This window comes from Actinospica sp. (assembly GCF_035552695.1).
Lineage (GTDB): Bacteria > Actinomycetota > Actinomycetes > Streptomycetales > Catenulisporaceae > Actinospica.
Genome location: NZ_DASZKT010000188.1, coordinates 1 through 22,748 on the forward strand (window position 1 = coordinate 1; position 22,748 = coordinate 22,748).

At 67.6% G+C, this 22,748-nt stretch carries 20 protein-coding genes and 2 pseudogenes; 7 read left to right on the forward strand and 15 right to left on the reverse strand.

What is annotated here, in order from left to right; all coding sequences use genetic code 11:
• From VG296_RS21735 to VG296_RS21760, 7 genes and pseudogenes are all read right to left on the reverse strand, one after another.
• Positions 1–1,656, reverse strand: a 1,656-nt coding sequence (locus tag VG296_RS21735) for a glycoside hydrolase family 97 catalytic domain-containing protein (protein ID WP_325568454.1), incomplete at its 3' end; no start/stop codon positions are given.
• A 70-nt stretch (positions 1,657–1,726) separates the two neighbouring features.
• Positions 1,727–3,163, reverse strand: a complete 1,437-nt coding sequence (locus tag VG296_RS21740) for an arabinofuranosidase catalytic domain-containing protein (protein WP_325568456.1) — start codon at positions 3,161–3,163, stop codon at positions 1,727–1,729.
• 182 nt (positions 3,164–3,345) lie between these two features.
• A pseudogene (locus tag VG296_RS32990) lies at positions 3,346–3,762 on the reverse strand (RICIN domain-containing protein); the annotation flags it as partial.
• 54 nt (positions 3,763–3,816) lie between these two features.
• Positions 3,817–4,494: pseudogene (locus VG296_RS32995) on the reverse strand (family 16 glycoside hydrolase); the annotation flags it as partial.
• Between the two features lie 137 nt (positions 4,495–4,631).
• The gene (locus VG296_RS21750; protein ID WP_325568460.1) at positions 4,632–5,660 is read right to left on the reverse strand and encodes a family 43 glycosylhydrolase; all 1,029 of its coding nucleotides are present in this window, start codon (positions 5,658–5,660) and stop codon (positions 4,632–4,634) included.
• Positions 5,661–5,817: 157 nt separating this feature from the next.
• Positions 5,818–7,107, reverse strand: a complete 1,290-nt coding sequence (locus VG296_RS21755) for an alginate lyase family protein (protein ID WP_325568462.1) — start codon at positions 7,105–7,107, stop codon at positions 5,818–5,820.
• A 356-nt stretch (positions 7,108–7,463) separates the two neighbouring features.
• Entirely contained in the window at positions 7,464–8,945 is a 1,482-nt protein-coding gene (locus tag VG296_RS21760) for an RICIN domain-containing protein (protein WP_325568464.1), read from the reverse strand.
• A 1,145-nt stretch (positions 8,946–10,090) separates the two neighbouring features.
• Here VG296_RS21760 and VG296_RS21765 point away from each other — a divergent pair.
• The 3 genes from VG296_RS21765 to VG296_RS21775 all read left to right on the forward strand — a co-directional run bounded on the left by VG296_RS21765 (position 10,091) and on the right by VG296_RS21775 (position 14,615).
• Positions 10,091–11,539 (forward strand): RICIN domain-containing protein, encoded by a 1,449-nt coding sequence (locus tag VG296_RS21765; RefSeq protein ID WP_325568466.1) that lies wholly within the window; start codon positions 10,091–10,093, stop codon positions 11,537–11,539.
• A gap of 166 nt (positions 11,540–11,705) precedes the next feature.
• Positions 11,706–12,791, forward strand: coding sequence for a LacI family DNA-binding transcriptional regulator (locus VG296_RS21770; protein WP_349259655.1), 1,086 nt, complete (start codon positions 11,706–11,708; stop codon positions 12,789–12,791).
• Positions 12,792–13,052: 261 nt separating this feature from the next.
• Positions 13,053–14,615, forward strand: a complete 1,563-nt coding sequence (locus tag VG296_RS21775; RefSeq protein WP_325568470.1) for a ricin-type beta-trefoil lectin domain protein — start codon at positions 13,053–13,055, stop codon at positions 14,613–14,615.
• 129 nt (positions 14,616–14,744) lie between these two features.
• Here the strand turns inward: VG296_RS21775 and VG296_RS21780 are convergent, their stop codons facing one another.
• Entirely contained in the window at positions 14,745–15,650 is a 906-nt protein-coding gene (locus tag VG296_RS21780; RefSeq protein ID WP_325568472.1) for an aldo/keto reductase, read from the reverse strand.
• Positions 15,651–15,782: 132 nt separating this feature from the next.
• Here VG296_RS21780 and VG296_RS21785 point away from each other — a divergent pair, with 132 nt between their 5' ends.
• From VG296_RS21785 to VG296_RS21795, 3 genes are all read left to right on the forward strand, one after another.
• Positions 15,783–16,670 carry a helix-turn-helix transcriptional regulator gene (locus tag VG296_RS21785; RefSeq protein ID WP_325568474.1) on the forward strand — a complete coding sequence of 296 codons (888 nt, stop codon included), beginning with the start codon at positions 15,783–15,785 and terminating at the stop codon, positions 16,668–16,670.
• 234 nt (positions 16,671–16,904) lie between these two features.
• A complete protein-coding gene (locus VG296_RS21790) occupies positions 16,905–17,327 on the forward strand; it encodes a (R)-mandelonitrile lyase (RefSeq protein WP_325568476.1) in 423 nt (140 codons plus the stop codon).
• Between the two features lie 30 nt (positions 17,328–17,357).
• Positions 17,358–18,374, forward strand: a complete 1,017-nt coding sequence (locus VG296_RS21795; RefSeq protein WP_325568478.1) for a zinc-dependent alcohol dehydrogenase family protein — start codon at positions 17,358–17,360, stop codon at positions 18,372–18,374.
• A gap of 115 nt (positions 18,375–18,489) precedes the next feature.
• Here VG296_RS21795 and VG296_RS21800 read toward each other — a convergent pair whose 3' ends face one another.
• Positions 18,490–18,825 (reverse strand): helix-turn-helix domain-containing protein, encoded by a 336-nt coding sequence (locus VG296_RS21800; protein WP_325568480.1) that lies wholly within the window; start codon positions 18,823–18,825, stop codon positions 18,490–18,492.
• 183 nt (positions 18,826–19,008) lie between these two features.
• Between VG296_RS21800 and VG296_RS21805 the strand changes: the two genes are divergently transcribed.
• Positions 19,009–19,443, forward strand: coding sequence for an STAS domain-containing protein (locus VG296_RS21805; protein WP_325568482.1), 435 nt, complete (start codon positions 19,009–19,011; stop codon positions 19,441–19,443).
• Positions 19,444–19,499: 56 nt separating this feature from the next.
• Here the strand turns inward: VG296_RS21805 and phoU are convergent, their stop codons facing one another.
• The 6 genes from phoU to VG296_RS21835 form a co-directional block, all read right to left on the reverse strand.
• Positions 19,500–20,141, reverse strand: a complete 642-nt coding sequence (gene phoU / locus VG296_RS21810; RefSeq protein ID WP_325568484.1) for a phosphate signaling complex protein PhoU — start codon at positions 20,139–20,141, stop codon at positions 19,500–19,502.
• A gap of 217 nt (positions 20,142–20,358) precedes the next feature.
• A complete protein-coding gene (locus VG296_RS21815) occupies positions 20,359–20,763 on the reverse strand; it encodes a hypothetical protein (RefSeq protein ID WP_325568486.1) in 405 nt (134 codons plus the stop codon).
• 446 nt (positions 20,764–21,209) lie between these two features.
• Positions 21,210–21,530: a phosphopantetheine-binding protein gene (locus tag VG296_RS21820; RefSeq protein WP_325568488.1), complete on the reverse strand. Its 321-nt coding sequence runs from the start codon at positions 21,528–21,530 to the stop codon at positions 21,210–21,212.
• Between the two features lie 36 nt (positions 21,531–21,566).
• Complete coding sequence (locus tag VG296_RS21825) at positions 21,567–21,806, reverse strand: SCO5918 family protein (protein ID WP_325568490.1); 240 nt, start codon at positions 21,804–21,806, stop codon at positions 21,567–21,569.
• 156 nt (positions 21,807–21,962) lie between these two features.
• Positions 21,963–22,379 carry an STAS domain-containing protein gene (locus VG296_RS21830; protein WP_325568492.1) on the reverse strand — a complete coding sequence of 139 codons (417 nt, stop codon included), beginning with the start codon at positions 22,377–22,379 and terminating at the stop codon, positions 21,963–21,965.
• Positions 22,376–22,651 (reverse strand): hypothetical protein, encoded by a 276-nt coding sequence (locus VG296_RS21835; RefSeq protein ID WP_325568494.1) that lies wholly within the window; start codon positions 22,649–22,651, stop codon positions 22,376–22,378. The genes VG296_RS21830 and VG296_RS21835 overlap by 4 nt, the downstream gene beginning before the upstream one ends.
• Positions 22,652–22,748: the final 97 nt, after the last annotated feature.

Here is a 22,748-nt window from a genome sequence, read left to right on the forward strand (position 1 = left end):
GGCGTCGAACCACGGCAGGCCCGGCCAGCTGGCGGTGTTCGCGTACTTCGAGGGCGAGTCGTACCAGTACACGAAATTCAGGGGCTGGTAGTAGACGGCAGCAATCGCCATCTGGTGGGCGTTGGTCGTCTGGTCGCGCGACTGGCCATAGCAGATGGTGTAGTCCATCGGGCCGCCGACGTTGCGCGCGAACGGAAGGGTGACGTTGTGCGTGGCGGTCGGAAAGTGCTCGTTGCCCCGCACTCCCTCCATGGCGATCCAGTTGGGGTAGGTGCGTTCGTAGCCGAACGGCCGCACGTCGTCGTGCGTGTCGATCAGCAGGCCATGTTTGGCCGCGGTCTGGGCCCAGCCGGTGATCGCGTTCGTCATCGTCTGGGTGCCGTCATTGATGAAGCCCAGCTTGACGCCCGCGACGCCCCAGCTCTTGTAGAGACCGAACAAGCTGTCCGCGTTGGTCAGGGCAATCCGATTGACGTAGAGGAACACGCCGATGCCCTTGCTCTTGGCGTGCGCGATGACGGAGGTGAGGCCGATGGCTGAGATGGGCTTGGTCGCGTCGGTCGTGCTGCCCTCCGGTCCGTACCAGCCCGCGTCGTACTCGATGTACTGCAAGCTGCGGGCAGCGGCGAAGTCGGCCCCGGCCAGTCCGGCCGCGGTGGTCAGTTGGAGGCGGAAGACCTTGCCCGGCTTGATCCAGGAGGTGTCGTCCAGAACGTTGGCCGGGGCCAGCGTGGGCACCAGTTCCGCGTTGTCGACCAGTTCGGCGTGCGTGGATCCGATCACCACCGCGCGCCACGGGGTGGAGAACGGCGTGGTGACCGTGGTAGTCGTCTGGACCGTGCCCGAGCCGCGAGCTGTGTGCTGCATCAGGTAGGCGGCCAGGGTGTTGGCCTGTCCGGAGACCGAGCTGAGCATCAGCCGCGGGTAGTTGACCCGTGCGGACTCGCAGATACAGGCGATCAGCCCACCGGAGAGGGTGGCGGTCAACGGCTGATCGGTCAGAGTGCCGGTGTCGGTGGTGGAAGTGCCGGTGGACGGGATCGAACCCGGAGCGACAGGGTTGTAAGGGTCCTCATCCCGAGCGCTGTAGACGAGGGTGTTGCTCGGGAAGACGAACGTGGTCAGCTCCCGGGCGATGGTGGCGGTGCCGGTGTCGAGCAGCACGTAGCGCAGCGCCACGCCTGTCGCGTAGGCGCGGATGACGACACCGAAGTTGATCAGCGTCCTGGTATCCCGGAGATTCCATTGCACCTCCTGGTAGGCGTCGGAGACCGTCGCGTTGCGCCCGCAGACCGGAGCCCAGGTGGTGTCGATGCTGAATTGCTGGGAGTTCGTCACCGTCACGCTGGTGCCGAGTGTGGTCCCGTTGCTGAGTTCCAGGCCCAGCGCGGACGTACCGATGACGGTCGTGCCGTTGCGCTTGGCCGACCACTTCAGCGCGCCGCCGATGACGGACAGCGTGATGGTGTTGCTGCCATCCAGCGATGTGGCGGTGATCGCCGCGTCCGCCGCGCTCGCCGGGCTCGCGGCGCCGATGCCCAGGGCGGTGGCTCCGGCGGCCGCCGCCGCGCCCTTGAGCACGCCGCGCCGGGACAGTGCCCCTTGGCGAACGGCCCGGTCGCCGGTTGGTATTGCTCGATTCGTCGGGTCTTCCATCACAAACACTCTCCGTTGAGGTCGACAGGTGCCGAGGCAAGTGCGAGGGACCGTCGGCGTGGTCAGTGCGTTAGCCGAGGGTCCAGTGCTGGTTGCTGCCGCCGTTACAGGTCCACAGATCGACCGGGGCGTCGTTGGCGGAACTCGCGCCGGCCACGTCGAGACAGAGGCCTGATTGCACGCCGGTGATGGTGCCGTTGGAGTTGATGGTCCACTGCTGATTGGCGCCGCCGGTGCAGCTCCAGGTCTCCACCTTGGTACCGGCGGTGGTCTGGTTGTTGTAGGCGTCCAGGCACAGCTGGGTACCGGCGAGGGTGACGGTGAGCTGGTTGGACGACGTGTGCGTCCAGGTCTGGTTGGCACCGGCGTTGCAGGTGTAGATCTGCAGCTGGGTGCCCAGAGTGGTGGTGGAATTCGGCACGTCGAGGCACTTGCCCGCACCCACCGCGTGCACCGCACCGGTGCTGGTCCCGGTGCTGCCTCCGCTCCCGTAGCCGGCCGCCACGATATTGGCTTGAACCGCATTGTCGGCCGCGTCGGTGGGATAGCCGGCGGTCATGACGCCCTCGAAGAAGGACCCGACAGACGATTTGCTGTTGTCGCCACCGGTCCCCAGCACGATGGCGCCTTCCTTGTGCATGGGTATGTAGCCGCCACGGTTGGGCAGCGCCCCGCTGTACCAGGTGGTCAGGCCGCCGGACTGCGCGTTTCCGCCCTTGATGGCGTAGGTGCTCGTGCCGTTGTTCTTCAGCAGGGCTGTGACATAGGTGGTTTTGTTGCCGTGGTTGTTCGTGTCCGAGCCGTTGGCCCCGGCGAACAGCCCGTTCTCCAGGTCCGCCTGCACCCAGGGGCCGGATCCCGAGCACGGGGCGAACCAGCACTCGGTGCCGAAGTTGATCGCGTCCATGTGGCCGTTGCCGGTGTCGCGGCTGCTGGTCTCGGCGTTGCCGTAGTCGAAACAGCACCCGCCATTCACGTGGGTGCCGCCGGCCACCATGTACTCGCCCTCCGGTGAGCTTCCGGTCGCGACGCCCGAGGTGGAGTTGTCCCGGTAGCCGACCCCGGCCGACACGTAGAGCCCGTAGACGTGATGACCGGCGACAGTCAGCGGCAGCGACGCCGCGTTCGCGCCGACGTCGGCAGAGCCGTTGCCGCCCGCGCCTTCGATGGTGAGGTTGTTGTGCTTCGATGACTGGTCGTAGATCTCCGTGATGGTGCACGTCGTGCCCGAACAGAATGAGTCCTGCGCGGCGGCGTTCGCGTAGCCCCCCGCGGTCAGGGCCGAGATGTTCGTGGTTTTGGCGTCCGACGCGCGTTTGACCTGATAGAGCGGGCCGTTGTACGCAGCGAAGAGCGCTCGTACGGTGCTGTGCGCGGCAACGCACGGTGCGCCGGCTGCGGCGTAGATGTCGCACGGGAGCAATGTCGCGGCCTGCGACGTGCCGGCCGTGCCGAACAAGACCCCGGCGGCCAGGGCGACGGTCGCGCCCGCGAACGGCAGCGCCATTCCCAGGCGTCGAAGTCTGGACCGAACTCTCACTGTGAACCTCTTCCGTTCCGTGGGTGTGGCGGTGGCCGCGAGGGGCCGGATTCGGATCGAGAACGCGGAACTCGAGCGACCCACGGCCGCGCGCAGACGGCTGCACGCGGCCTCACGTCAGTGGGCTTGTGCGCTTGGCGGTCAGTGCGTCAGCCGAGCGTCCATTTCTGGTTGGAGCCGCCGTTGCAGGTCCAGAGGTCGGCCAGGGCGCCGTTGGCGGTGCTCGCACCGGCCACGTCGAGGCAGAGGCCTGATTGGACGCCGGTGATGGTGCCGTTGGCGTTGAGGACCCACTCCTGGTTCGCGCCTCCGTTACAGCTCCAGGTCTGCACCTTGGTTCCGGCGGTCTTCTGGCTGTTGTAGGCGTCCAGGCACAGCTTGCTGCCGCCGAGGGTGACGGTGAGCTGGTTGGCAGCGGTGTGCGTCCAGGTTTGGTTCGCCCCGGCGTTGCAGGTGTAGATCTGCGCCTGGGTTCCGGGGGCGGTGGTGGAGTTCGGCACGTCCAGGCACTTGGCCGCGCCGACGGCGTGCACCTCGCCGGTGGTGCCGCCACCACCGCTGCCGCCGGTCGTGATGAACTGGCCGGGGCTGTCCACGACCGGGGACTCGACGTAGAGGTTCTTGTACTCGTCCTGCAGTCCTGGGTTGTGGGTCTGGAGTGCGAGGGGGCCGACGGTGCCGGCGGTCGGGTTCTTGAAGGAGACGACCTCCACCCCGCCGCAGGCCATCTTGGCCACGCCCGTCGCCTGGTCGCCGACGACCTCGCAGGTGGTCCACTGGTTCATCGGGATGGTGGTGTGGGCGTACTGCGTGAACTCTCCGTTGCCGTCGTTGTTGTAGCCAGGCCGGTAGTCCCAGTACTCGCCGTTGGGGGGCCGGAACTGCAGGGCGCTCAAGGCGTCGCGAATGGGGTTGGTGGTACCCCAGAACAGGATGCTCGGCTCGTGCGGCGTGCCGGTGACCTTGTATTGCCGCACGGTGAAGATCCAGCGGAAGGTTCCGACCTGCTGCTTGTTGTAGTAGATCCAGCCGCGGGCGTTGCCGGTGGAGTGGATGGCGCTGTTCTCGACCACGTATTCCCCCGGGGCGGACTGGGTCCAGCCGTTCAGGGTCGTGCCGTCGAACATGGACACGAGGTTGGGGTCGCCGTAGGGGGGCGTGGCCGCCGCGGGTGCGGCCGAGGCGGCGGTCGCCCCCGACACGGCGAAGGCCGCGGCGAGCAGGGCGCCGACCGGGATGAGTACCGACAATAGTCGATGACGCATGGTGGATATCCTTGTTTGAAGGAGTCTGGGCATGGCGACGGCCGCGGGGCCCGAGTGGATCGGGAACGCGGAACTCGAGCGACCCACGGCCGCGCGCAGACGGCTGCACGCGACCCTCACGTCAGTGAGTCGGTGAGCCTGGTTGTTCAAGCCGCCGCCGACGCGGAGGTCTAGTGGGACCAGGTTCCGGTGACCGCATCGATCTTCCAGGGCGAGTACCAGGTCGTGGAGACCTTCGTCCCGCTGATCGTCAGCGGCAGCCAGATGAGCGGAGAGGTGCCGAGGTTCGACGGGGTCCAGCGGTCTCCGGCGTAGATGTACGTCGTGCCCGAAGTGCCCTGCACCGTGATGACGTTCGCCGTCTGGGAGTTGTAGGTGTTGGTACCGGCGGGCGCGAAGTCGCTCCACCCCGACCAGGGCCCTGACAGCGAAGTCGCGGTGGTGTACTGGTTGTCGTTCGTGCGCCACCCGGTCAGGTGCGAGGCCAGCAGGTAGTAGCGGCTGCCGACCTTGACCATCGCCGGGGCCTCGTGGTCGGAGAGCACCGCCACGGAGCTGACCACGGACAGGTAGTCGGCGGAGAGCCTGTCGATGCGCAGGCCGTGGGCCCGGTCCTCGGAAAGCAGGTAGGCGGTGCCGTTGGTGTCCTGGAACAGGCCGATATCGCGGCTTATCTGGCCCAGCGGCCGAAAGCTGCCCCGGTAGGTGTAGGGGCCGCACACGGTCGAACTGGTGGCGACGCCGACCTTCGCCTCGCTGTAGTTGCTGCTGTCGATGTGCATGTACATGACGTACTGGTGGGTGGTGCTGTTGTAGACGACCTTGGGCCGCTCCACGACCCGGTTCGGGCCGAGGTCTCCGCTGCTCTGGCGGGTCAGGGCCTCGCGGTTGTAGGTCCAGGTGGCCAGGTTGGCCGAGGAGTAGCACGGGATGTTCTTGAACGCGGCGGTGCTCGAGCTTTCGCCGAGCTTGTCTTCGCCGAAGCCGTACCAGGTGGATCCGACCTTGATGATGCCCAGGCCGTGCAACTGCAGGAAATTGCCGTTCTGGTCGTTCCACACCGCGCCCGGGGTGATGCTCGCCGGGGCCGCGGTCGCCAGCGTCGGCAGGAGGAGCGCAGCGGCGGTCGCCGCAGCCAGCGCCGCAAGCAGGCGCAGCGGATGGAGGAGTCGGCCGCGGGTGCGGCTACGGGTGATCATGGGAGTCATCACGCCTCTCTGAGGTGGATCAGGTCTTCGGACGCCGGCGCGGGAGCGTAAGGGAACTCAGTCGCGGCGCCGAGGGGACCCGCGTGGGGTTCACTGTTGACGGCGCTGTTCGGTGGGCCGTCGAGATGTGGTGTCCGGGCTAGACGGCCTAAAGGGTGAAGGCCAGGGTGCCGAACCCGAGCTGGTCGTAGCCGCCGCTGTTGGGGCCGTAGTCCCCGCCACCGCCTTCCGGCCGGACCTTGCTCGCGTACGCGGTGCTGTAGGGCGCAGACAACCCCTTGAGCTTGGCGTAGTGGTTGTAGACCAGCTCCCAGATCGGGCGGATATCGCCTCGGCTGGCGGAGGAGATGACAGTCTGCGACTCAGCAGCGCAGTTCTGGCCGGTGCCCCATCTGTAGGTCGTGAACGGCACGCTCTGTCCGAGGTTGTACTTCGCGGCGTACTCGCAGCCCGCCAGGATCCTGTTGCCGCTGTACCCGAACATGTCCTGACCCTGATTCCACGCCATCTGACAGAACGAGCCCATCAGGCCGATGCCCAGCATGGTGTGGCCCTGGTCGCGGCCGCTCTCCTGCCATTGGCCGAGACCGCCCGAGTACAGGTACGGCACGACGTGCAGCATGGAGCCGTTGCCTGCGCCGGTCTTGAAGTAGGTGATCGCCTGATCCACCTTCGCCTGGTCATCGCAGAGGATTCCGATGGCCAGGACAGAGGCCATGTTGCACAGGTCCCAGTTGGCCCAGTAGTTGGTGATGCAGGCGTTGTTGTGGTGGAGCAGGAAGTCGTTGTTCATCGGGTAGAAGACATCGAGCATCATGGTCTGGAATCGGCTGAGGTCGAAGCCGCTGTAGCCGCGCATGATCTCGGCCGCGTTGGCGAACTGGTAGCCGTAGATGCCTGAGGCCAGGAACCGGTCGGAGTCGCCGGTCACGGTCTTCAGCGTGCCGGACCAGGCGTTGAGGGTGTCCCGCGCGGCGTTGCCGTTGGCCGTGTTGCCGGTGACCTTCCAGCGCAGCGCGTTCTGGTAGGCGGCGTGGATGTCGTTGTAGAGCTGCGGGTAGTTCGATCCGGTGCCGCCCCGGATCACCGTCGCGAGCGGGCGCGCCTTCCAGGTGCTTTGCGAGTGCGAGTTGGCCGTCAGCCTGCCCCAGCCGGCCGTCCAGGGTTGGGCCTTCGCGCTGACCTTGGCCGCCATGCGGTCGAAGTCGGCCTGGGTGTGCAGCATGCCCGGGTGCAAAAAACCGGCGGCCTGCGCGACAGGGGTAGCTGATGCGGCGGCGCCCAGGACCGAAGTGCTGCGTGTGGAGCCGAGTGGCGTGGCCGTGGCGGTTCCCGCCTCGAATAAGGCTCCCGTCACGCCCAAAGTCCCGGCCCCGAGGACCGCGGCCTTCAGCAGCTTGCGCCGCCCGATCACGGGGTCCGTGTTTTTCGATGACATGCGACTTCATCCCTTCGATTTCGTCGCTTTTCGTTCAGATGCTTCCGTTCTAGGGCAGCTGCGATCGCGCAGTCGCCCGCAGTGAGCATGTTGATGTGTGTGGCCTCGATGCCGTGCTACACGCTGTGTCGCAGGGTGTGACGATGCGCATGCCCTCGCCGCGGACAGAGGCAGCTTTCTCAGGCGTCGAAGTCAGAACTGATAGTCAGAACTGAATTGCCGTGGGAGCCTTTTCGCTTCCCGAGGGGGGCCGGCGGCGCAGTGCGGGCGCCGCCGACCCCGGCTTCGCAGGAGCGCATCGTCAGCCCGATTGCGCCCGGCTGAATCGCGTACTCACGAGAAGGGACGGCTTGCGGCTAGGACAGCGTCCACTTCTGGTTGGCTCCGCCGTTGGTCGGCCACTGATCGACAGCGGCTCCGGCGGTGGTGGAACTGCCGGTGACATCGACAACCTGGCCGCTGTTGAGATTCGTCAGCTCATAGCTCTTGTCGCTCGAGGAGGTGTACGAGCCGACCGCGTCCAGGGCCCATTGCTGGTTGGTGCCGCCGTTGCACGTCCACTGGTCGAGTCGGGTACCTTCAGCGGTGGATCCGCCGGGCACTTCCAGGCAGAGTCCGCTGTTGAGATTCGTGAGCGTGTACACGTTCCCGCGGAGCTGCTTGAGGTTCCACCGCTGGTTGGTGCCCGAGCCGTTGGTCCACTGATCGACCAGCGCGCCGTTGGCGGTGGACGCTCCGGTCACGTCCAGGACCTGGGAGCTGTTGGCGTTGGTGAGGTAGTCGGTGGCCTGGGCCGGGTTCGAGTTTCCTGTCCAGGTGCCGGTGCTCAGGTCGAGTGACCACGAGTTCTGCCAGCCGGCGTTGACCGTGCCGCCGGAGATGTCCAGGGGCAGCCAGATGAGCGGCGCGGTGCCGAGGTTCGACGCGGTCCAGCGGTCGCCCGCGTAGATGTAGGTGGTGCCCGCGGATCCGCTGACCGGGATGATGTTCGCGGTCTGCGTCGAGTACGTGTTCGTGCCGGCCGGGGCGAAGTTCTTGACCGAGGACCACGGTCCTGCCGGGGAACTCGCGGTGCTGTAGATGTTGTCATTGGCCGACCAGCCGGTCAGGTGCGAGGCAAGGAGATAGTACGTGCTCCCGACGTGAACCATCGCGGGCGCCTCATAGTCGGCCAGCAGCGCGGCGCTGCCGCCGTTGGAGCTTCCCGCGCTGACCACGCTCAGATAGTTCGAGGAGAGCTTGTCGATGCGCAGGCCGTTGGCCCGGTCCTCGCTGAGCAGGTAGGCGGTGCCGTTCGTGTCCTGGAACAGGCCCATGTCGCGGCTCTGGAAGCCGAGCGGCCGGGAGGCGCCGAGGTACGTGTAGGGGCCGCAGGGCGTGGAGCTCTCCGCGACGCCGGCCTCGGCCGCCGAGTAGTTCGAGCTGTCGATGTGCATCCACATCACGTACTCGTGGGTGGAGGAGTTGTAGATGACCTTCGGCCGTTCCACGACCCGGTTGGGTCCGAGGTCGCCGCTGGCCTGCCTGGCCAATGCCTTGCCCTGGTAGGTCCAGGTCTGCAGGTTGGTCGAGCTGTAGCAGGCGATGTCCTGGAACGGGTCGCTCGCGCTGGACTGCCCGGTCTTGTCCTCGCCGTACCCGTACCAGGTGTTGCCGACCTTGATGATGCCGAGGCCGTGCATCTGCAGCACGTTACCGGCCGTGTCGGTCCACGTGGCGCCGGGAGTGAAGGTCGCGGTCAGGTCGGCGGCCTGGGCTGGAGAGGCCGTCCCGGCCAGGGTGAGTGCGACGGCCGCCGCCGCGGCCAACGCCGCGGAGATCAGGGTTCTTGCATTCACTTCTCTTGCTCCATCTCGTCGGTGAGCTGGATTTCTCCGGGCCTCTGCGCAGGCGATCGACCGCCGCGTATCTCCCGGGAGGGCGCCACCGGCAGCGCTGTGACACAGCCGCCGGTGGCGCGAAGACCAGTTGCTCTGCGTCGGAATCTGTCCGGTGCGGCGGAAAGATCCAACATGTTAACGCAAACACAACCAACCTGCGGAGAGTCTCAACCCGGCCGCAGAGGGGCGTCAAGGGTCGTTACCGAAATGTGTCTGTGTACGCATTGGCTTCGGCGGTTCACGCGCCGGATTCAGGATTTTTCCTTCAGAGCTGCTCGGCGATTCCTGTTATCGGCCTCCGGCCGGTGCGTCTCCAGCACAGCTGCAGTACGGCACACCACGGCGCCGTCGCGAATCCGCTGTCGCACGAAAAAAGCCGTGAGAGCGCAGGGAATGCCGCCGGACCACAGGGAATCGAGCGCGGTCGGACCCTGCTGCCAGCCCGTACGACGAGAGTGGTGACCGCCGCGAATCAGGTGCTGAACTGGCCAGATAGGTGGCGATCAGTGCACTGCGCTCGATCATCCCGCCAGCAGCGCCGGTGATCGCGATCCGAGGTTACCGGCGCGGAGGACTCGCCCACGGAACGCCGAGGAAGGCGCCCGAGCGCTGCTGCGCCGGGGCCGCGCAGCCCGCCGCGGACGAATATCCGCGCCCCGGCAACGCCGGCTGCATGCACCGGTTGCTGCCACGAGCCTCAATATCCTTACATATCTGCCGACCAGCTCGCCGCGTTTCGCCAAGGGTCCAGCCCCGGCCTCAGGGTGGACCGCGCACGACGCGCTCCCTTGGAAATGGGAGCGCACTTTCGCAGACGATGATCGCATTTAAACATTTTAAAAGATCTTCGAACGTACCTTGACACCTCAAAGCCCCAAGAGTTACCTACTTCTCACAGTGGCCGGACGAGAAGGGTGACACGAGCACCCGCGTCGCGGCACGGATCCCACACACACCTGTAGCGGCCCGCTGACTGAGGTCGTCTTGGGCTGCACGCAGCCTGCCGTCTTGCCACGACTCGGCGAAACAGCGCTTCAACGACTCCCTGGCCGGGCCGTGGGCCGAAACGACTCCCTTCCCGCAAACGCATGAACGGAGAAGAAATGATCTTGCGCAGACTTCGGCTCTGGCTGATCGCCGGAGTTGGCCTGGCCCTGGCGCTGCTGGGGTTCCTCGGCACCCAGGCGGTCACCGCGTCGCCGGCGCAGGCCGCCACCGGCCAGTTCCACGGGGTGAACTGGGCGGATCCCAACGACAACTTCATCACCGGCCCGAACATCCCCGTCGGCCTTTCCACCTCGGACAACTACGCGACCACGTACGCGAAGTCCACCGCGATCCTCAAGGGCTTCCAGAACCTGGGCGCCAACACGGTGCGCATGGGGTTCAACGCGGCGACCACCTCGGGGACCTGGTGGAACAGCTACACCGCGGCCCTGGACGCGGCCACCGCGCTGGGCATGAACGTCATCGTCGCACCCTGGCTGCAGCACGGGACCGTCAGCGACACCACGTCCTTCTACCGGATGTGGGACACCATGATCAGCAAGTATGGGGTTCACGGCAACTTCTACTTCGACATCATGAACGAGCCCTACGCGTACAGCGCCGGCAGCCTGACGAACTTCGAGGCCGCATGGCTGGCCCGCTACCCCAGCCTCCCCCGGGGCCACGTGATCGTTCCCGGTACGGGCTATGACACCAGACTGTGCGCCGAGGGCGCCGACTCGCGCCTGAACGGCACGCTGATCTCGATCCACATCTACGGCATGTTCGGCGACTCCCACACCACCGAGGCGGGTTGGGTCAGCGACTTCCAGAGCGCCCTGTGCGGCTACGCCGGACGCGCGGTGCTGACCGAGTTCGGGGTCCCGATGACCACCGGCATCAACTATGACGGTCCCAAGAACGGAACCAACCTCCTGTCTTACATGTACGCGATCACCGACACCGTGCGCAGTCAAGGCATCGGTTCGGTGCTCTGGACGGGCGTCAAGCAGACCACCCAGACGGTGGGCCCCGGCCCCTGCGAGAACGCGTCCTGCGCGATCACATCACTGAACGGCAGCGGGACGAACCTCTCCCTGAGTCTGACCAACCAGTCCGGGCTCGACCGGCTCCAATACGGCTGGGGAGTCGGCAGCAATCCCGGCGGCGGTACGGGCGGCGGCGCGGTGCTGCGCGGCGTCGGTTCGAATCGGTGCCTGGACGTGCCCGACCAGTCCGCGGCCAACGGGACGCTGCTGCAGATCTACGACTGCAACGGCGGCGCCAACCAGCAGTGGAACCACCTGTCGAACGGCGAGCTGCAGGTCTACGGCAGCAAGTGCCTCGACGTCCCCAACCACGCCACAGCCGCGGGAACCGAAGTGGACATCTGGGACTGCAACGCCGGCGCCAACCAGCAATGGACCCTCAACTCCGACGGCACCGTCGTCGGCCGCGAATCCGGGCTCTGCCTCGACGTGACCGGCGCGGGCACCGCGAACGCCACCGCGGTGGACATCTGGACCTGCACCGGCGCGAGCAATCAGAAATGGGCCGGAAAGTAGCCTAGGCCTCGCCTCTCGCCCGGCCGTTCGGCGGTTGGGCGAGAGGCCACGCGGGGTGGACGGGGTGGTGCGAGGACGCTTGACACACGACATCCCGCTGTGTAGACATGACCGCGCGGTCATACATGACCCGGAAGTATTCAGGCGTGCTGTCAAGGGAGACATCATGAGCCGAGCAGTGGGACGCGGCGGTGGTTCCGCCGTGTCGCGCAGTGCGGATGTGGCCCAGTTGGCGGGGGTCTCACGCAAGACGGTGTCACGGGTCTTCAACGACGAGCCGTACGTTTCAGCAGATGTGCGCCGACGCGTTCTGGAGGCCGCCGAAGAGCTCGACTACCGTCGCAACAACGCGGCGCGGGCGCTGGCCTCCGGTCGTACCCGGTCCATCGGCGTGGTGACACTCGGAACCGCGGGATACGGCGTCGCCTCGCTGCTGGTCGGGATCGAGCGAGCCGTTCGGGACGCCGGTTACGCCCTGCGCGTGGTCAGCACGCTCGAAGGCGAGCCGGCAGGCATCGCCAGAGCCGTCGACTCACTCCTCGACCAGGGGGTGGACGGCATCGTCGTGTCAGAGCCCGTCGATGACGGAGAAGTCCCCGTCCGCGTCGACGTACCCGTCCTCTTCCTCGGTGCGCCTCCGGTCTTCGACGTCCCCCGCATGGTGACCGCGGGGGTCGGCGCCGACGTCCTGGCACGCGCGGCCACCGATCATCTGCTGGATCTGGGCCACACGACCGTCCACCATCTCGCCGGTCCGCAACGCTGGTACGCCGCAAGAGACCGCCTCAAAGGATGGCAGACGGCGCTTGGGGCACGAGGCAGGAGTCAGCCCCCTGTCATCGAGGGCGACTGGTCGGCCGCATCCGGATACGCCGCCGGCCGGGAACTGGCTTCGGACACCAGCGTGACCGCGGTGTTCGCGGCAGGCGACGACATGGCCATCGGCCTGATCCACGCACTCGTGCAAGCCGGCCGACGCGTACCGGAAGACGTCAGTGTCGTCGGATTCGACGACAACCCCGTCTTCGCCTACGTCACTCCTCCCCTGACCACCGCGCGCCAGCCGTTCGACGCCGCGGCGAAGGAAGGACTCAGGCTGCTTGTGCACGCCATCGAGAAGCCGGACGTGGATCTTCCACCTGCAAGCCCCCCGCCGGTCGAACTGGTCCTGCGCTCCTCGACGGCGCCCCCGCCAGGACTCAAGCGCGGGAAGCGCGGCGATCTAGCAGCACCCCCGGCCCCGAAGCCATAGCCATGAAGAGGTCATCGAAGGACCTCCGCCGGATGATGGCCAGGCCGAGAGAGACGTAACCGCAGGGTGTGCTCCCGTACGCCCGGACACCTGGCACGTCACGTGGCCGCCGGTGAGCGCGTCGACCGGCACCTGGAGCGTCATCGGCTCCCTCGCGCCGGCCGACGCGCCGCCAACCAGACTCCCGCCCCATTCGAACTGGGCTGATCCCCCAAGGGACGGGCGCTTAAAACACCTCATCGCAAGCATATAGGAGCGCACATGTCCCCCACGCAGACAGGCGCCAGACCCGGCGCCGCTCCGCGTTCCCGGCTCGTCACGCTTTTCCTCCTGGCATTCACCCTGGTCGCCGGCGGCGTCACGCTCGTTCTCCCCGCCTCGGGGACGGCGCACGCGATCACCCGCGCGTCACAGACCATGTATACCCCGCCGTCCAACGCGCCCTCCCCGGGATCGCTCTACCCGCGGGCGCTGCGGCTGCAGCACAGCGGATCGTCAAACGGCACCATGCTGGCCACCTTCGAGCAGTCCACCTCGGGCACTCCGGTCTTCCCGATCTACCGCAGCACCGACAACGGCAACACCTGGACCCAGATCTCCAGCATCGCCGACACGCAGAACGGCTGGGGCATGCGCTGGGAGCCGTTCCTGTACGAGTTGCCCACCGCGATCGGCAACTTCCCCGCCGGAACCATCCTCGCCGCGGGCGACTCGGTTCCCTCCGACCGGTCGGCGACCAAGATCGACATGTACGCCAGTACCGACCACGGTCTGACTTGGACGTTCGTCAGCAACATCGCGACCGGCGGCCAGGCGATCTCCTCGAACGGCTACACACCCGTGTGGGAGCCGTTCCTGATGGTGTACAACAACCAGCTCGTCGTCTACTACTCCGACCAGCGCGACCCCAGCTACGGGCAGAAGCTCGTGCACCAGGTCTCGGCGGACGGCGTCACCTGGGGCTCCGTCGTCAACGACGTGGCGGTGTCGCCGTACAGTGCCCGCCCCGGCATGGCGACCGTCGCGCAGATGGGCAACGGCGACTACATCATGACCTACGAGTACGGCGGATCTCCCAACGGCAACTACGCCGTGTACTACAAGATCTCCGCCAACCCGTTGGACTTCGGATCAGCCACCGGCATCCCGCTGAAGACGACCGGCGGCACCACCCCCACCAGTTCCCCGTACGTCGTGTGGATGCCCACCGGCGGCACGGACGGCACACTCGTCGTCAGCGCCAACAGCACCGGCGAGTTGTTCCTGAACACCCAAGACGGCGCCGCGAACACGTGGACGGAGATCCCTTCCAACGTCACCGCCGGCTATAGCCGCGGCATGGTCCCACTGTCCGACGGCCACAGCCTCGAGGTGTTCAGTGGCGGCCCGCTGCGAAGCAGCGGCCTCAACTCCGTCACCTACAGCACCATCGACCTGGGCGGCGGCTGGATCGGCGCCGGCTCGAACCGGTGCCTCGACGTGCCCAGCAACTCCACGACCAACGGGACCCTGCTGGACATCTGGGACTGCAACGGCGGCGCCAACCAGGGATGGGTTCTTCTCTCGAACGGTGAGCTGCAGGTCTACGGCAACAAGTGCCTCGACGTCCCCAACCAGGCCACAGCCGCGGGAACCAAGGTGGACATCTGGAGCTGCAACGGCGGCGCCAACCAGCTTTGGACCCTCGACTCCAACGGCACCCTCGTCGGCCGCCAGTCCGGGCTCTGCCTCGACGTGACCGGCGCGGGCACCGCGAACGCCACCGCGGTGGACATTTGGACCTGCAACGGCGCCGGCAACCAGAAATGGACCCAGCAGCCGTAGTGCCGCCTCTCGCCCGGGCTCGCGGCGACTGAGTGGCATCGCGCGAAATCGGCTGGGCGGGTCGATCGCCGCACACGCGGCGACCGACCCGCCCGAACGATTCCGCAGCCGACGCGATGCCGGTCCGGATCAGAAGCGGAGGTTGTCGAAGGTGTCCGGGTTCGGGCCGGAGCGTCCGCTCGCGCCCTTGTCGAGCGCGTCGATCGACGCGATCTCCTCGGCGGACAGTTCGAAGTCGAACACGTCGAGGTTCTCCCGCATCCGTTCGGGCCGGGATGACTTCGGGATGACGATGTGGCCGTGCTGAATGTGCCAGCGCAGGATGATCTGCGCGTTCGTCTTCTGCCGTGCAGCGGCGATACCGGCGATCGTCTCGTCGGCGAGCGGCTTGCCGTCGTGTCCGAGGGGGCTGTGGGCTTCGATCGCTATGCCGTGCCGCGTCGATGCCGCGCACGCGGCATGGTTGGTGAAGTACGGGTGCAGCTCGAACTGGTTGACCGCCGGCGCGATCCCGGTCTCCGCGACGATGCGCTCGAGGTGTTCGGGCTGGAAGTTGGACACTCCTGCCGAACGCAGGCGGCCCTCGGCGACGAGTCCGGTGATGGCTTTCCAGGTTGAGACGTAGTCGCCGTCGTACTGGGTGGGCAGCGGCCAGTGGACCAGGAAGAGATCGAGCTGGTCGAGGCCGAGGTCTTCAAGCGTCTGGTCGAAGGAGCGCCGCACGTCGTCCGGCCTGTGGTTGCGGTTTGCGAGCTTGCTCGTGATGTACAGCTCTTCCCGTTGGATGCCGCTGGTGGCGATCGCCCTGCCGACGCCACTCTCGTTGCCGTAGGCCTGCGCGGTGTCGATGTGCCGGTAGCCGGCTTCGAGGGCGATGCCGACGACACTCGCGGTCGTCTCGACGTTCGCCGGGGACGATTCGCGGTCAGGTTGCACGTGGAGCGTGCCGAAGCCGAGTCGGGGGATGGCCGTACCGTCGTTCAACGTGATCTTCGGGATCGTGGCCTTCTGGCCGGAGTCGTGCGCGGGGTGCATCGAGGGCCTCCTTCGCTCGTTGGCGTGCGTCAAGATCCAGACAAACGTTCGTCGGCATGCCGCGGGAGTCCCTGCCGGTGGGGGTACTGTCAGGGTCCCCCACGCAGGGCGGCTCGCGCATAGCCTTGAGGTATGGACAACCGGGCGGAGATCCGCGATTTCTTGAAGACCCGCCGTGACAGGATCACGCCGGAGCAGGCCGGTCTGCCCGTGTACGGCACGCGTCGGGTCGCCGGGCTGCGTCGCGGTGAGGTGGCGCAACTCGCCGGGGTGAGCGTCGAGTACTACACCCGGCTCGAGCGCGGCAGCCTCGGCGGGATCTCCGACAGTGTCCTCGACGCGCTCGCGCGGGCCTTGCGGCTCGACGAGACCGAGCGCGCACACCTCTACGACCTGGCACGGGCCGCGAACACCCCACCTGCCCGGGCCCGCCGCCGCCCCGCCGCGTCGGGCGTGCGGCCCACGGTGCAGCGGATGCTGGACGCAATGCCGACGGTGCCGGTGATCGTACGCAACAACCGGTTCGACTTCGTGGCCGCCAACACCCTCGGACGTGCGCTGTTCTCCGAGATGTACGCGGATCCCGCCTGCGGGGCGAACTCGGCCCGCTTCTGTTTCCTCAGTCCCGCGGGCAGGCGCTTCCACCGCGACTGGGAGCGGATCGCGAGGATCGTCGTGGGCTCGCTGCGCGTCGAGGCCGCTAAAAACCCCTACGACCGGGAGCTGTCGAACCTGATCGGCGAACTCTCCACCCGCAGCGACGCCTTCCGCGTCCTGTGGGGCGCACACGACGTGCACGTCTTCCGCGACGGCACGAAGCGGTTCCGGCATCCGGTGGTCGGCGACCTGGATCTCGACCACGAGACGATGCTGCTTCCGGACGAGAGCGGGCTGCAGATAGCGACGTACACCGCGGCGCCGGGCAGTGCGGCCGAGGACGGGCTCAAGCTGCTGGCCAGCTGGTGCGCCACCGCTGCCGAGGAAGACACGCAAGCCGCCGAGACCGAGCGGGCAACCTGACCGTCGCCCCAGTACAGCCCGCGTCGTAGCGCGAGCGTCGTAGTACGAGCATCGCTCAAGATGCCACCTCGCCACTCAGCTTCCGAGTTCCGGGCGGCTCCTTGGCGTGCCCGGTCGCTTGAGGGTCCCTGCCGGTACCCCTCACAGCGCGGACTCCCTCATCGCCGCCGCCTCCGGTCCTATGGTCAGCAGGCGCACACCAACCGACACCAGATCGACAAGAGAGAGCGCGGCATGGAACTGCTCAAGCAGCCCCCGACGACGAAGGCCCCGGCCGAGATGTTCACCGGCGACGCCTGGTTCGACGTCATCTACCGCGGCGAGGAGCCTTCCCGCGCGCGGGCCAACATGGTCAAGTTCGCGCCCGGTGCACGCACCGCGTGGCACTCGCATGGACTGGGCCAGACCCTGTACATCGTCGAGGGCATCGCACTGATCCAGTCCCGCGGCGGCGAGATCGTCGAGGCCCACCCCGGCGACATCGTCTACACGCCGCCGGGCGAGGAACACTGGCACGGCGCCGCCCCCGACCAATTCATGATCCACCTCGCCCTGTGGGAGAACCCCGGTCCGGACGGCGCCCCGGAGAACACCTGGCTCGAGCACGTCACCGACGCCGAGTACCACGGCCGACGCAAGAGCACGCGAGTCCCGTAGCCGAATCCAGCACGAACGCAGAGGATCACCATGCGCGCAACGATCATCGCCAAGCCCGGGGACATCCGGGTGGAGAACGTCTCCGACCCGAGCATGGTCCAGCCCACCGACGCAATCCTGCGCATCGTCGCGACCTGCGTGTGTGGTTCGGACCTGTGGGACTACCGGGGCATCAACCCGGTGGACGAACCGCACCCGATCGGGCACGAGTACCTCGGCGTCGTCGAGGAGGTCGGCGACGAGGTCGCGAACATCAAGCCCGGCCAGTACGTCATCGGCTCCTTCTTCGCCTCCGACAACACCTGCCCGAACTGCCGCGCCGGCTACCACACCTCGTGCCTGCACCGGGAGTTCGTGGGCGGCGCCCAGGCCGAGCGCCTTCGGGTCCCGCTGGCCGACGGCACCCTGGTCGCCCTGCCCGAGGAACCGTGCGAAGAGCAGGTCGCGAGCCTGCTGGCCTGCTCCGATGTCATGGGCACCGGTTGGTACGCCGCCGTGGCCGCCGAGGTCAAGCCTGGCGCGACCGTCGCAGTGGTCGGTGACGGGGCAGTCGGCCTGTGCGGCGTGATCGCCGCGAAGAAACTCGGCGCCGGACGCATCATCGCGATGAGCCGACACGCCTCTCGCCAAGCGCTCGCCCTCGAATTCGGCGCCACCGACATCGTCACCGAACGCGGCGAGGAAGGCATCGCCCGGATCAGGGAGCTGACCGACGGCGTCGGCGCGGACTCAGTGCTCGAATGCGTTGGTACCGCGGAGTCCATGCAGCAGGCACTGCGCTCGACCCGCCCCGGCGGCAACGTCGGATTCGTCGGCGTCCCGCACGACGTGCAGATCGACGGCCAGGAACTGTTCTACTCGCACGTCGCCCTGCGCGGCGGCCCCGCCCCCGTGCGCGCCGTCCTGCCCGAGCTCATCGACCATGTGCTGGCCGGCCGGATCAATCCCGGCAAGGTCTTCGACCTGACCCTGCCCCTCGACCAGGCGGCCGAAGCCTACCGGGCCATGGACGAGCGCCGTGCCATCAAGGTGCTGCTGCGCCCGTGAGCTCGGCCCCGAATCGTTCCAGGAGTCTTCGGCCGATCATGTCTGCCCCGCTCACCTCGTCCCGCCCCCCGGCCGGCGATCTTGGCAGAACCGGCTCTCGAACAGCACGGGGTCCTCAGGTGTCCGTATGGCCCGGATCAAGCTCGCGCGCCGCCGTGCCCGGGGCGGTGAGCACTTGCAGCAGCGGGCCGACGAGATAGCTGTCCTGACTGTGGTGGCGGAAGGGGGCGTCCGGGTTGACGACGTAGCGGGTGCGCCGGCCCGCGCGGGTGCGGGCGAGGTAGCCGGCCTTCTCCAGGTCGGCGATGATCGCATGTGCGGTGCGCTCGGTGATGCCCGCGGCCTGGCAGATCTCCTTGACCCGGGCCTCGGGGTTGCGGGCGATTTCGACCAGCACGTGGCCGTGTCCGGTCAGGATCGTCCAACTGCCTTCCGCGCTCGCCGATCTCACTCTTGGGACGCTACCGCGGACTCGGATACCTGAGCAATAACTCATGAGTCGATTGACAGCCATCCGGATGGGAGTGAAGCTACTCCTACGGGCCCGTCGACGTCCGACAGCGCGGGCCCGTCCACTCGACAGCGCGGTGTTGTCCACCTCCAGCAGCCCGGTCTTCGAGAAGAGGTTATCGCCGTGAACACCTCGAACATCGTAAATCGCCAGGTCATGACGTGCCGTGTGCTGCGTGCGCGGATCGAGTCAGCCGCTCAGGGAACCGAGCTGTCGCTGAGGGGGGAGATCGACCTGTCCGCCGTACCGGTGTTGCACAGGGCGCTCGAGCAGTGCCTGGAACGTGGACTGGCGTCGGTGGTGGTCGATGTATCGGACGTGGGGTTCTGCGACTGCGCCGGGCTGCACGAGCTTGCCCAGGCGAACCGGACCGCCCGCGAACACGGCAGGGAGTTCAAGGTGGTCGGCGCGAGCGAGCAGCTGCGACACCTGTTCGAGATCGCGGGCGCTCGGGAGTTGCTTTCGGCGTGTCTACAGCGTGTGGAACACGGCCACGCGGCTCCGGTTCTGCAGACGAACCAGGCCCGCCCACACCCCCGCGCAACGGCGCCCGTCTAGGGCTTGCGCCGACGGCGCACGGACCGGTTCGGCACAACGCGCGAGGGCGCGTACGGCTATTCGTCCCCGCCGGTGACCAGGAATACCAGCCGGCGCGCGACCGAGACCGCGTGGTCGGCGAACCGCTCGTAGTAGCGGCTCAGCAGCGTCACATCGATCGCCGCCTCGATCGTGTACGCGGTCTCCTTCGACAACAACGCGTTGAACACCGCGCGATGCAGCCGGTCGACCACGTCATCCTGCCGCTCGAGCATGCGGGCCGCCTCAACGTCCTGATCCTCGACGATACGCGCGACCTTGTCCGCCAGCTCGGCCCCGATCTCACCCATCCGCGCGAAGGTCGGCCGCAAATCCTCGGGCACCGCGCACTCCGGATAGCGCATCCGGGCCACCTTCGCGATATGCCGCGCGAGATCCCCCATCCGCTCCAGATCCGCGCTCATCCGCAGTGAGGCGACCAGGGTGCGCAGATCACCGGCCACCGGCTGCTGCCGCGCAATCAGATCCAGGGTGCGCACGTCCAAACCCCGGTGCAGCGCATCGACCGCATCGTCGGCGGAGATCACCGCCTCGGCGCTCGGGAGATCGGCGTCGAGTAGCGCACGGGTGGCGCGCGAAAGCGCCTGGCCGACCAGCCCGGCCATCTCCACCAGAGTGTGGCCGACCGAATCGAGCTGCTCGTGATAGGCGTCACGCATATCAACACTCTACCAGGCGTCTCGCACCGGCGGAGCTGGAGAACGAAGTGCGCGACGGCCAGTTCGTTCCCGGCAACAGCCTGATCACCGGCAGCCCGGAAGAGGGACGGGCGCTGGCATTCAAGACGGCACGGCTGGTGGTCGAGGCTACCGGACGACGAAGAGCGCACGAGACTGAGCACGGACTACGGGGGCGACCCGAACGCCCTGATCGCGATCACCCACGCATCGTGGCGTGCAGGCGCAAGTCCGGCCGCGCACGCTCGCGGCCCGCCAGCGCCGCGGCCTGGTCCCAGCGCAAGGCGACGAGTAGGGCGGTCGCGGCCATCGGAACGACTTCGAGCAAGTTGTGGATCTGCTGCTCGCCCGGGGAGACGCGGCAGCGAGACTGCGCAAAGGCCACATCCGCGCACGCCATAGCCTCGCGCACTGCGACGGCCGCGCCCGCTGTCGCCAGCACTTCGGCATCGACCTGGCAGAACAGACCCAGCATGGTGGGCACGGCGGCCTCCGCCATCATCAGGCAAAGAATCGCGGACTCCCGGGTGCCGGACGTATCCGCGATCCGGGTGCGCCGGTGATGCCACCAGTCCGCGAGGCCGGCGCCGATCCATGCAGGCATCACCGCGACGAGGCCATAAGTGACTCGTGCGTCGTGATTCGGAGGTGGACTCAGTCCTTCCCCGCGGACCCGGCGGCACCCTCCGGGCGCCACCCGCAATCCTACCGGCTGCCGCTTCTGGTCAGCGGGGCCGCGTGGCGAGGTCCGTACGGGCATCTGCACTACCCGCGCAAGCTGACCTGCTCTGCGCACCGGTCGGCGCGCCTGGAGCCTTGGCGATCCGCTTCGATGGAGGCGAGATCTCTGCCACGCAGAAAGGCTTCGGTTATGACCAGCGTGCTTGCAGAGGCGCTGTTCATCGCACTGCCGGCAGTGGTCCTGGTGTGCCCGGTGGTGAGTCCATTCGGCTGGCCGGAGGCAAGCGGTCGCGGTTCCAGCGGCCGGGCGGTGATGACGATCTGTGGCTCGGATTTGGCAGGCGTTGGTCTAACTGGAGTATCGGTGTATCAGGGGTCAGACTTAAGGGCGTCGGCATCGGTACCGAACTGCTCGACGAGATGCGCGCGAGTGGCGCCCGGCGGTAGCACCAGACTCCGGCCCGCCGGCAGGTGGCGAGCGTCTTGAAGCTCGGTGAGTACTTCGACGGCTGCAAGGTAGTCGAGGCCGAGGTCTTCGAGGCTCGCCTCGGGGCCGACGCGCGCGGGCTCGATGTCGAATTTCTCGCTCAGCACGGTGCGCAGTGTTTCGTAGATCTCTGCGTTCTCGTGGGCTGGCGGGGTGCAGGCGCCGTGCCGCGCAGCTTCGTTCGGGCCGCTGTGCCCTGGCATGCCGGTCTCCTGTTCCGGGTCGGGCCGACGCGCGTGTCAGGACGCCGCGGGAGGCGTGGGTCGACAGGGCAGGCCGAGGCTGATCAGCGCTCGGTAGACCTCCGCGCTGGTGAAGTCGCGCCGGTCTTGGCCGGTGACCTTCGCACCGATCTGCATGACGGGGTACCAGCGGCCGCTGATCTGGGCGCACGCGCCGCGGATCGGCTCGGGCTCGACGCCGCGCATGGCGGCTTCCACCTCGCGCGTCTCCAGGTCGAAGGGGTATCCGGCGATCATGCAGCGCATCGTGCCTCGCAAGGGGTGTGGGAGCGGCGCCGGGGATGGGCCTTCCCGCCCCGGCGCCAGGATATGACGAAGTGAAGGGTTCTTCAATTACATACTCGGTGTTGGGCGGGTTCGGCGTACCAGCAGTCTCTGACCGAGGGTCGCGCGTCAGGTGTGTTCCGTCGGCTCGGCGGCGGGCCAGTCGGTCGTTTGCCAGACGCGGCGCCCGCCGGGATCGGGGGCGACGGCGCCGTGGGCGCGAAGCGCACTGGCCAAGTCGGGGTGGATGGTGATCGGCGCGCGCGGGTCGCCGGTGACGGAGCGTGCGAGGTCGGGTGGGGCGGCGGCGATCTCGAGTTGCCGGGCGCTGGTGGCCAGGCGGCGCGCGGCCGTGGAGATCGCCTGGCGGCCCGCGTCGTCCCAGCCGTCGAGGGCGGTCAGGTCCAGGATGACCGGGCCGGTGCCGCGGGAGAGCGGCCAGGTGAGCGCGCCGGCGAACCACGGGGCGGTGTCGGTGTCCAGACGCCCGGTGAGCGCGAAGACCCCGAGGTCGTCCAGCCGCTCGTAGCGCCACTGCAGGCTCACGCGGGCCTGCCCGCCGCGCGCGGGCCGGGGCGCGGGGCTCGGATGGAGCAAGGTGCTGTATCGATGCCGTACTGCTCGGCCTGATCCAGCAGTTCGGCCAGAACCATGCCGGCGAGCCTCGCTGCGCTCTCGTCCCCGGCGGCCTCGGCGAAGTACAGCACGCGCGAGGCACGGTCCAGGCGCCGGCGCAGCCCGGCGATGTCGGGGTCCATGAAGCCCTTCCGCGTGGTGCAGGGCGGCAACGGATCCCGGCCCCAGAACGGCTCCATCATGTAGCGAGCTGAAGAATTATTCAACTCGGAAATACTAGGGACCCTCGGCACTACCCGAGCCGCGCGCCCCGGGCCCGGCGTGGCCACGGCGCCGTGA

What these genes read in the sequence shown, in the direction of transcription:
- VG296_RS21795 (WP_325568478.1), top strand. Translation starts at nt 17,358, where the DNA reads ATGCGCGCAACGATCATCGCCAAGCCCGGGGACATCCGGGTGGAGAAC.
- VG296_RS21765 (WP_325568466.1), top strand. Translation starts at nt 10,091, where the DNA reads ATGATCTTGCGCAGACTTCGGCTCTGGCTGATCGCCGGAGTTGGCCTG.
- VG296_RS21770 (WP_349259655.1), top strand. Translation starts at nt 11,706, where the DNA reads ATGAGCCGAGCAGTGGGACGCGGCGGTGGTTCCGCCGTGTCGCGCAGT.
- VG296_RS21820 (WP_325568488.1), bottom strand. Translation starts at nt 21,530, where the DNA reads ATGCCAGGGCACAGCGGCCCGAACGAAGCTGCGCGGCACGGCGCCTGC.
- VG296_RS21835 (WP_325568494.1), bottom strand. Translation starts at nt 22,651, where the DNA reads ATGATGGAGCCGTTCTGGGGCCGGGATCCGTTGCCGCCCTGCACCACG.
- VG296_RS21825 (WP_325568490.1), bottom strand. Translation starts at nt 21,806, where the DNA reads ATGATCGCCGGATACCCCTTCGACCTGGAGACGCGCGAGGTGGAAGCC.
- phoU (WP_325568484.1), bottom strand. Translation starts at nt 20,141, where the DNA reads ATGCGTGACGCCTATCACGAGCAGCTCGATTCGGTCGGCCACACTCTG.
- VG296_RS21775 (WP_325568470.1), top strand. Translation starts at nt 13,053, where the DNA reads ATGTCCCCCACGCAGACAGGCGCCAGACCCGGCGCCGCTCCGCGTTCC.
- VG296_RS21750 (WP_325568460.1), bottom strand. Translation starts at nt 5,660, where the DNA reads ATGATCACCCGTAGCCGCACCCGCGGCCGACTCCTCCATCCGCTGCGC.
- VG296_RS21780 (WP_325568472.1), bottom strand. Translation starts at nt 15,650, where the DNA reads ATGCACCCCGCGCACGACTCCGGCCAGAAGGCCACGATCCCGAAGATC.
- VG296_RS21785 (WP_325568474.1), top strand. Translation starts at nt 15,783, where the DNA reads ATGGACAACCGGGCGGAGATCCGCGATTTCTTGAAGACCCGCCGTGAC.
- VG296_RS21740 (WP_325568456.1), bottom strand. Translation starts at nt 3,163, where the DNA reads ATGGCGCTGCCGTTCGCGGGCGCGACCGTCGCCCTGGCCGCCGGGGTC.
- VG296_RS21790 (WP_325568476.1), top strand. Translation starts at nt 16,905, where the DNA reads ATGGAACTGCTCAAGCAGCCCCCGACGACGAAGGCCCCGGCCGAGATG.
- VG296_RS21815 (WP_325568486.1), bottom strand. Translation starts at nt 20,763, where the DNA reads ATGCCTGCATGGATCGGCGCCGGCCTCGCGGACTGGTGGCATCACCGG.
- VG296_RS21755 (WP_325568462.1), bottom strand. Translation starts at nt 7,107, where the DNA reads ATGTCATCGAAAAACACGGACCCCGTGATCGGGCGGCGCAAGCTGCTG.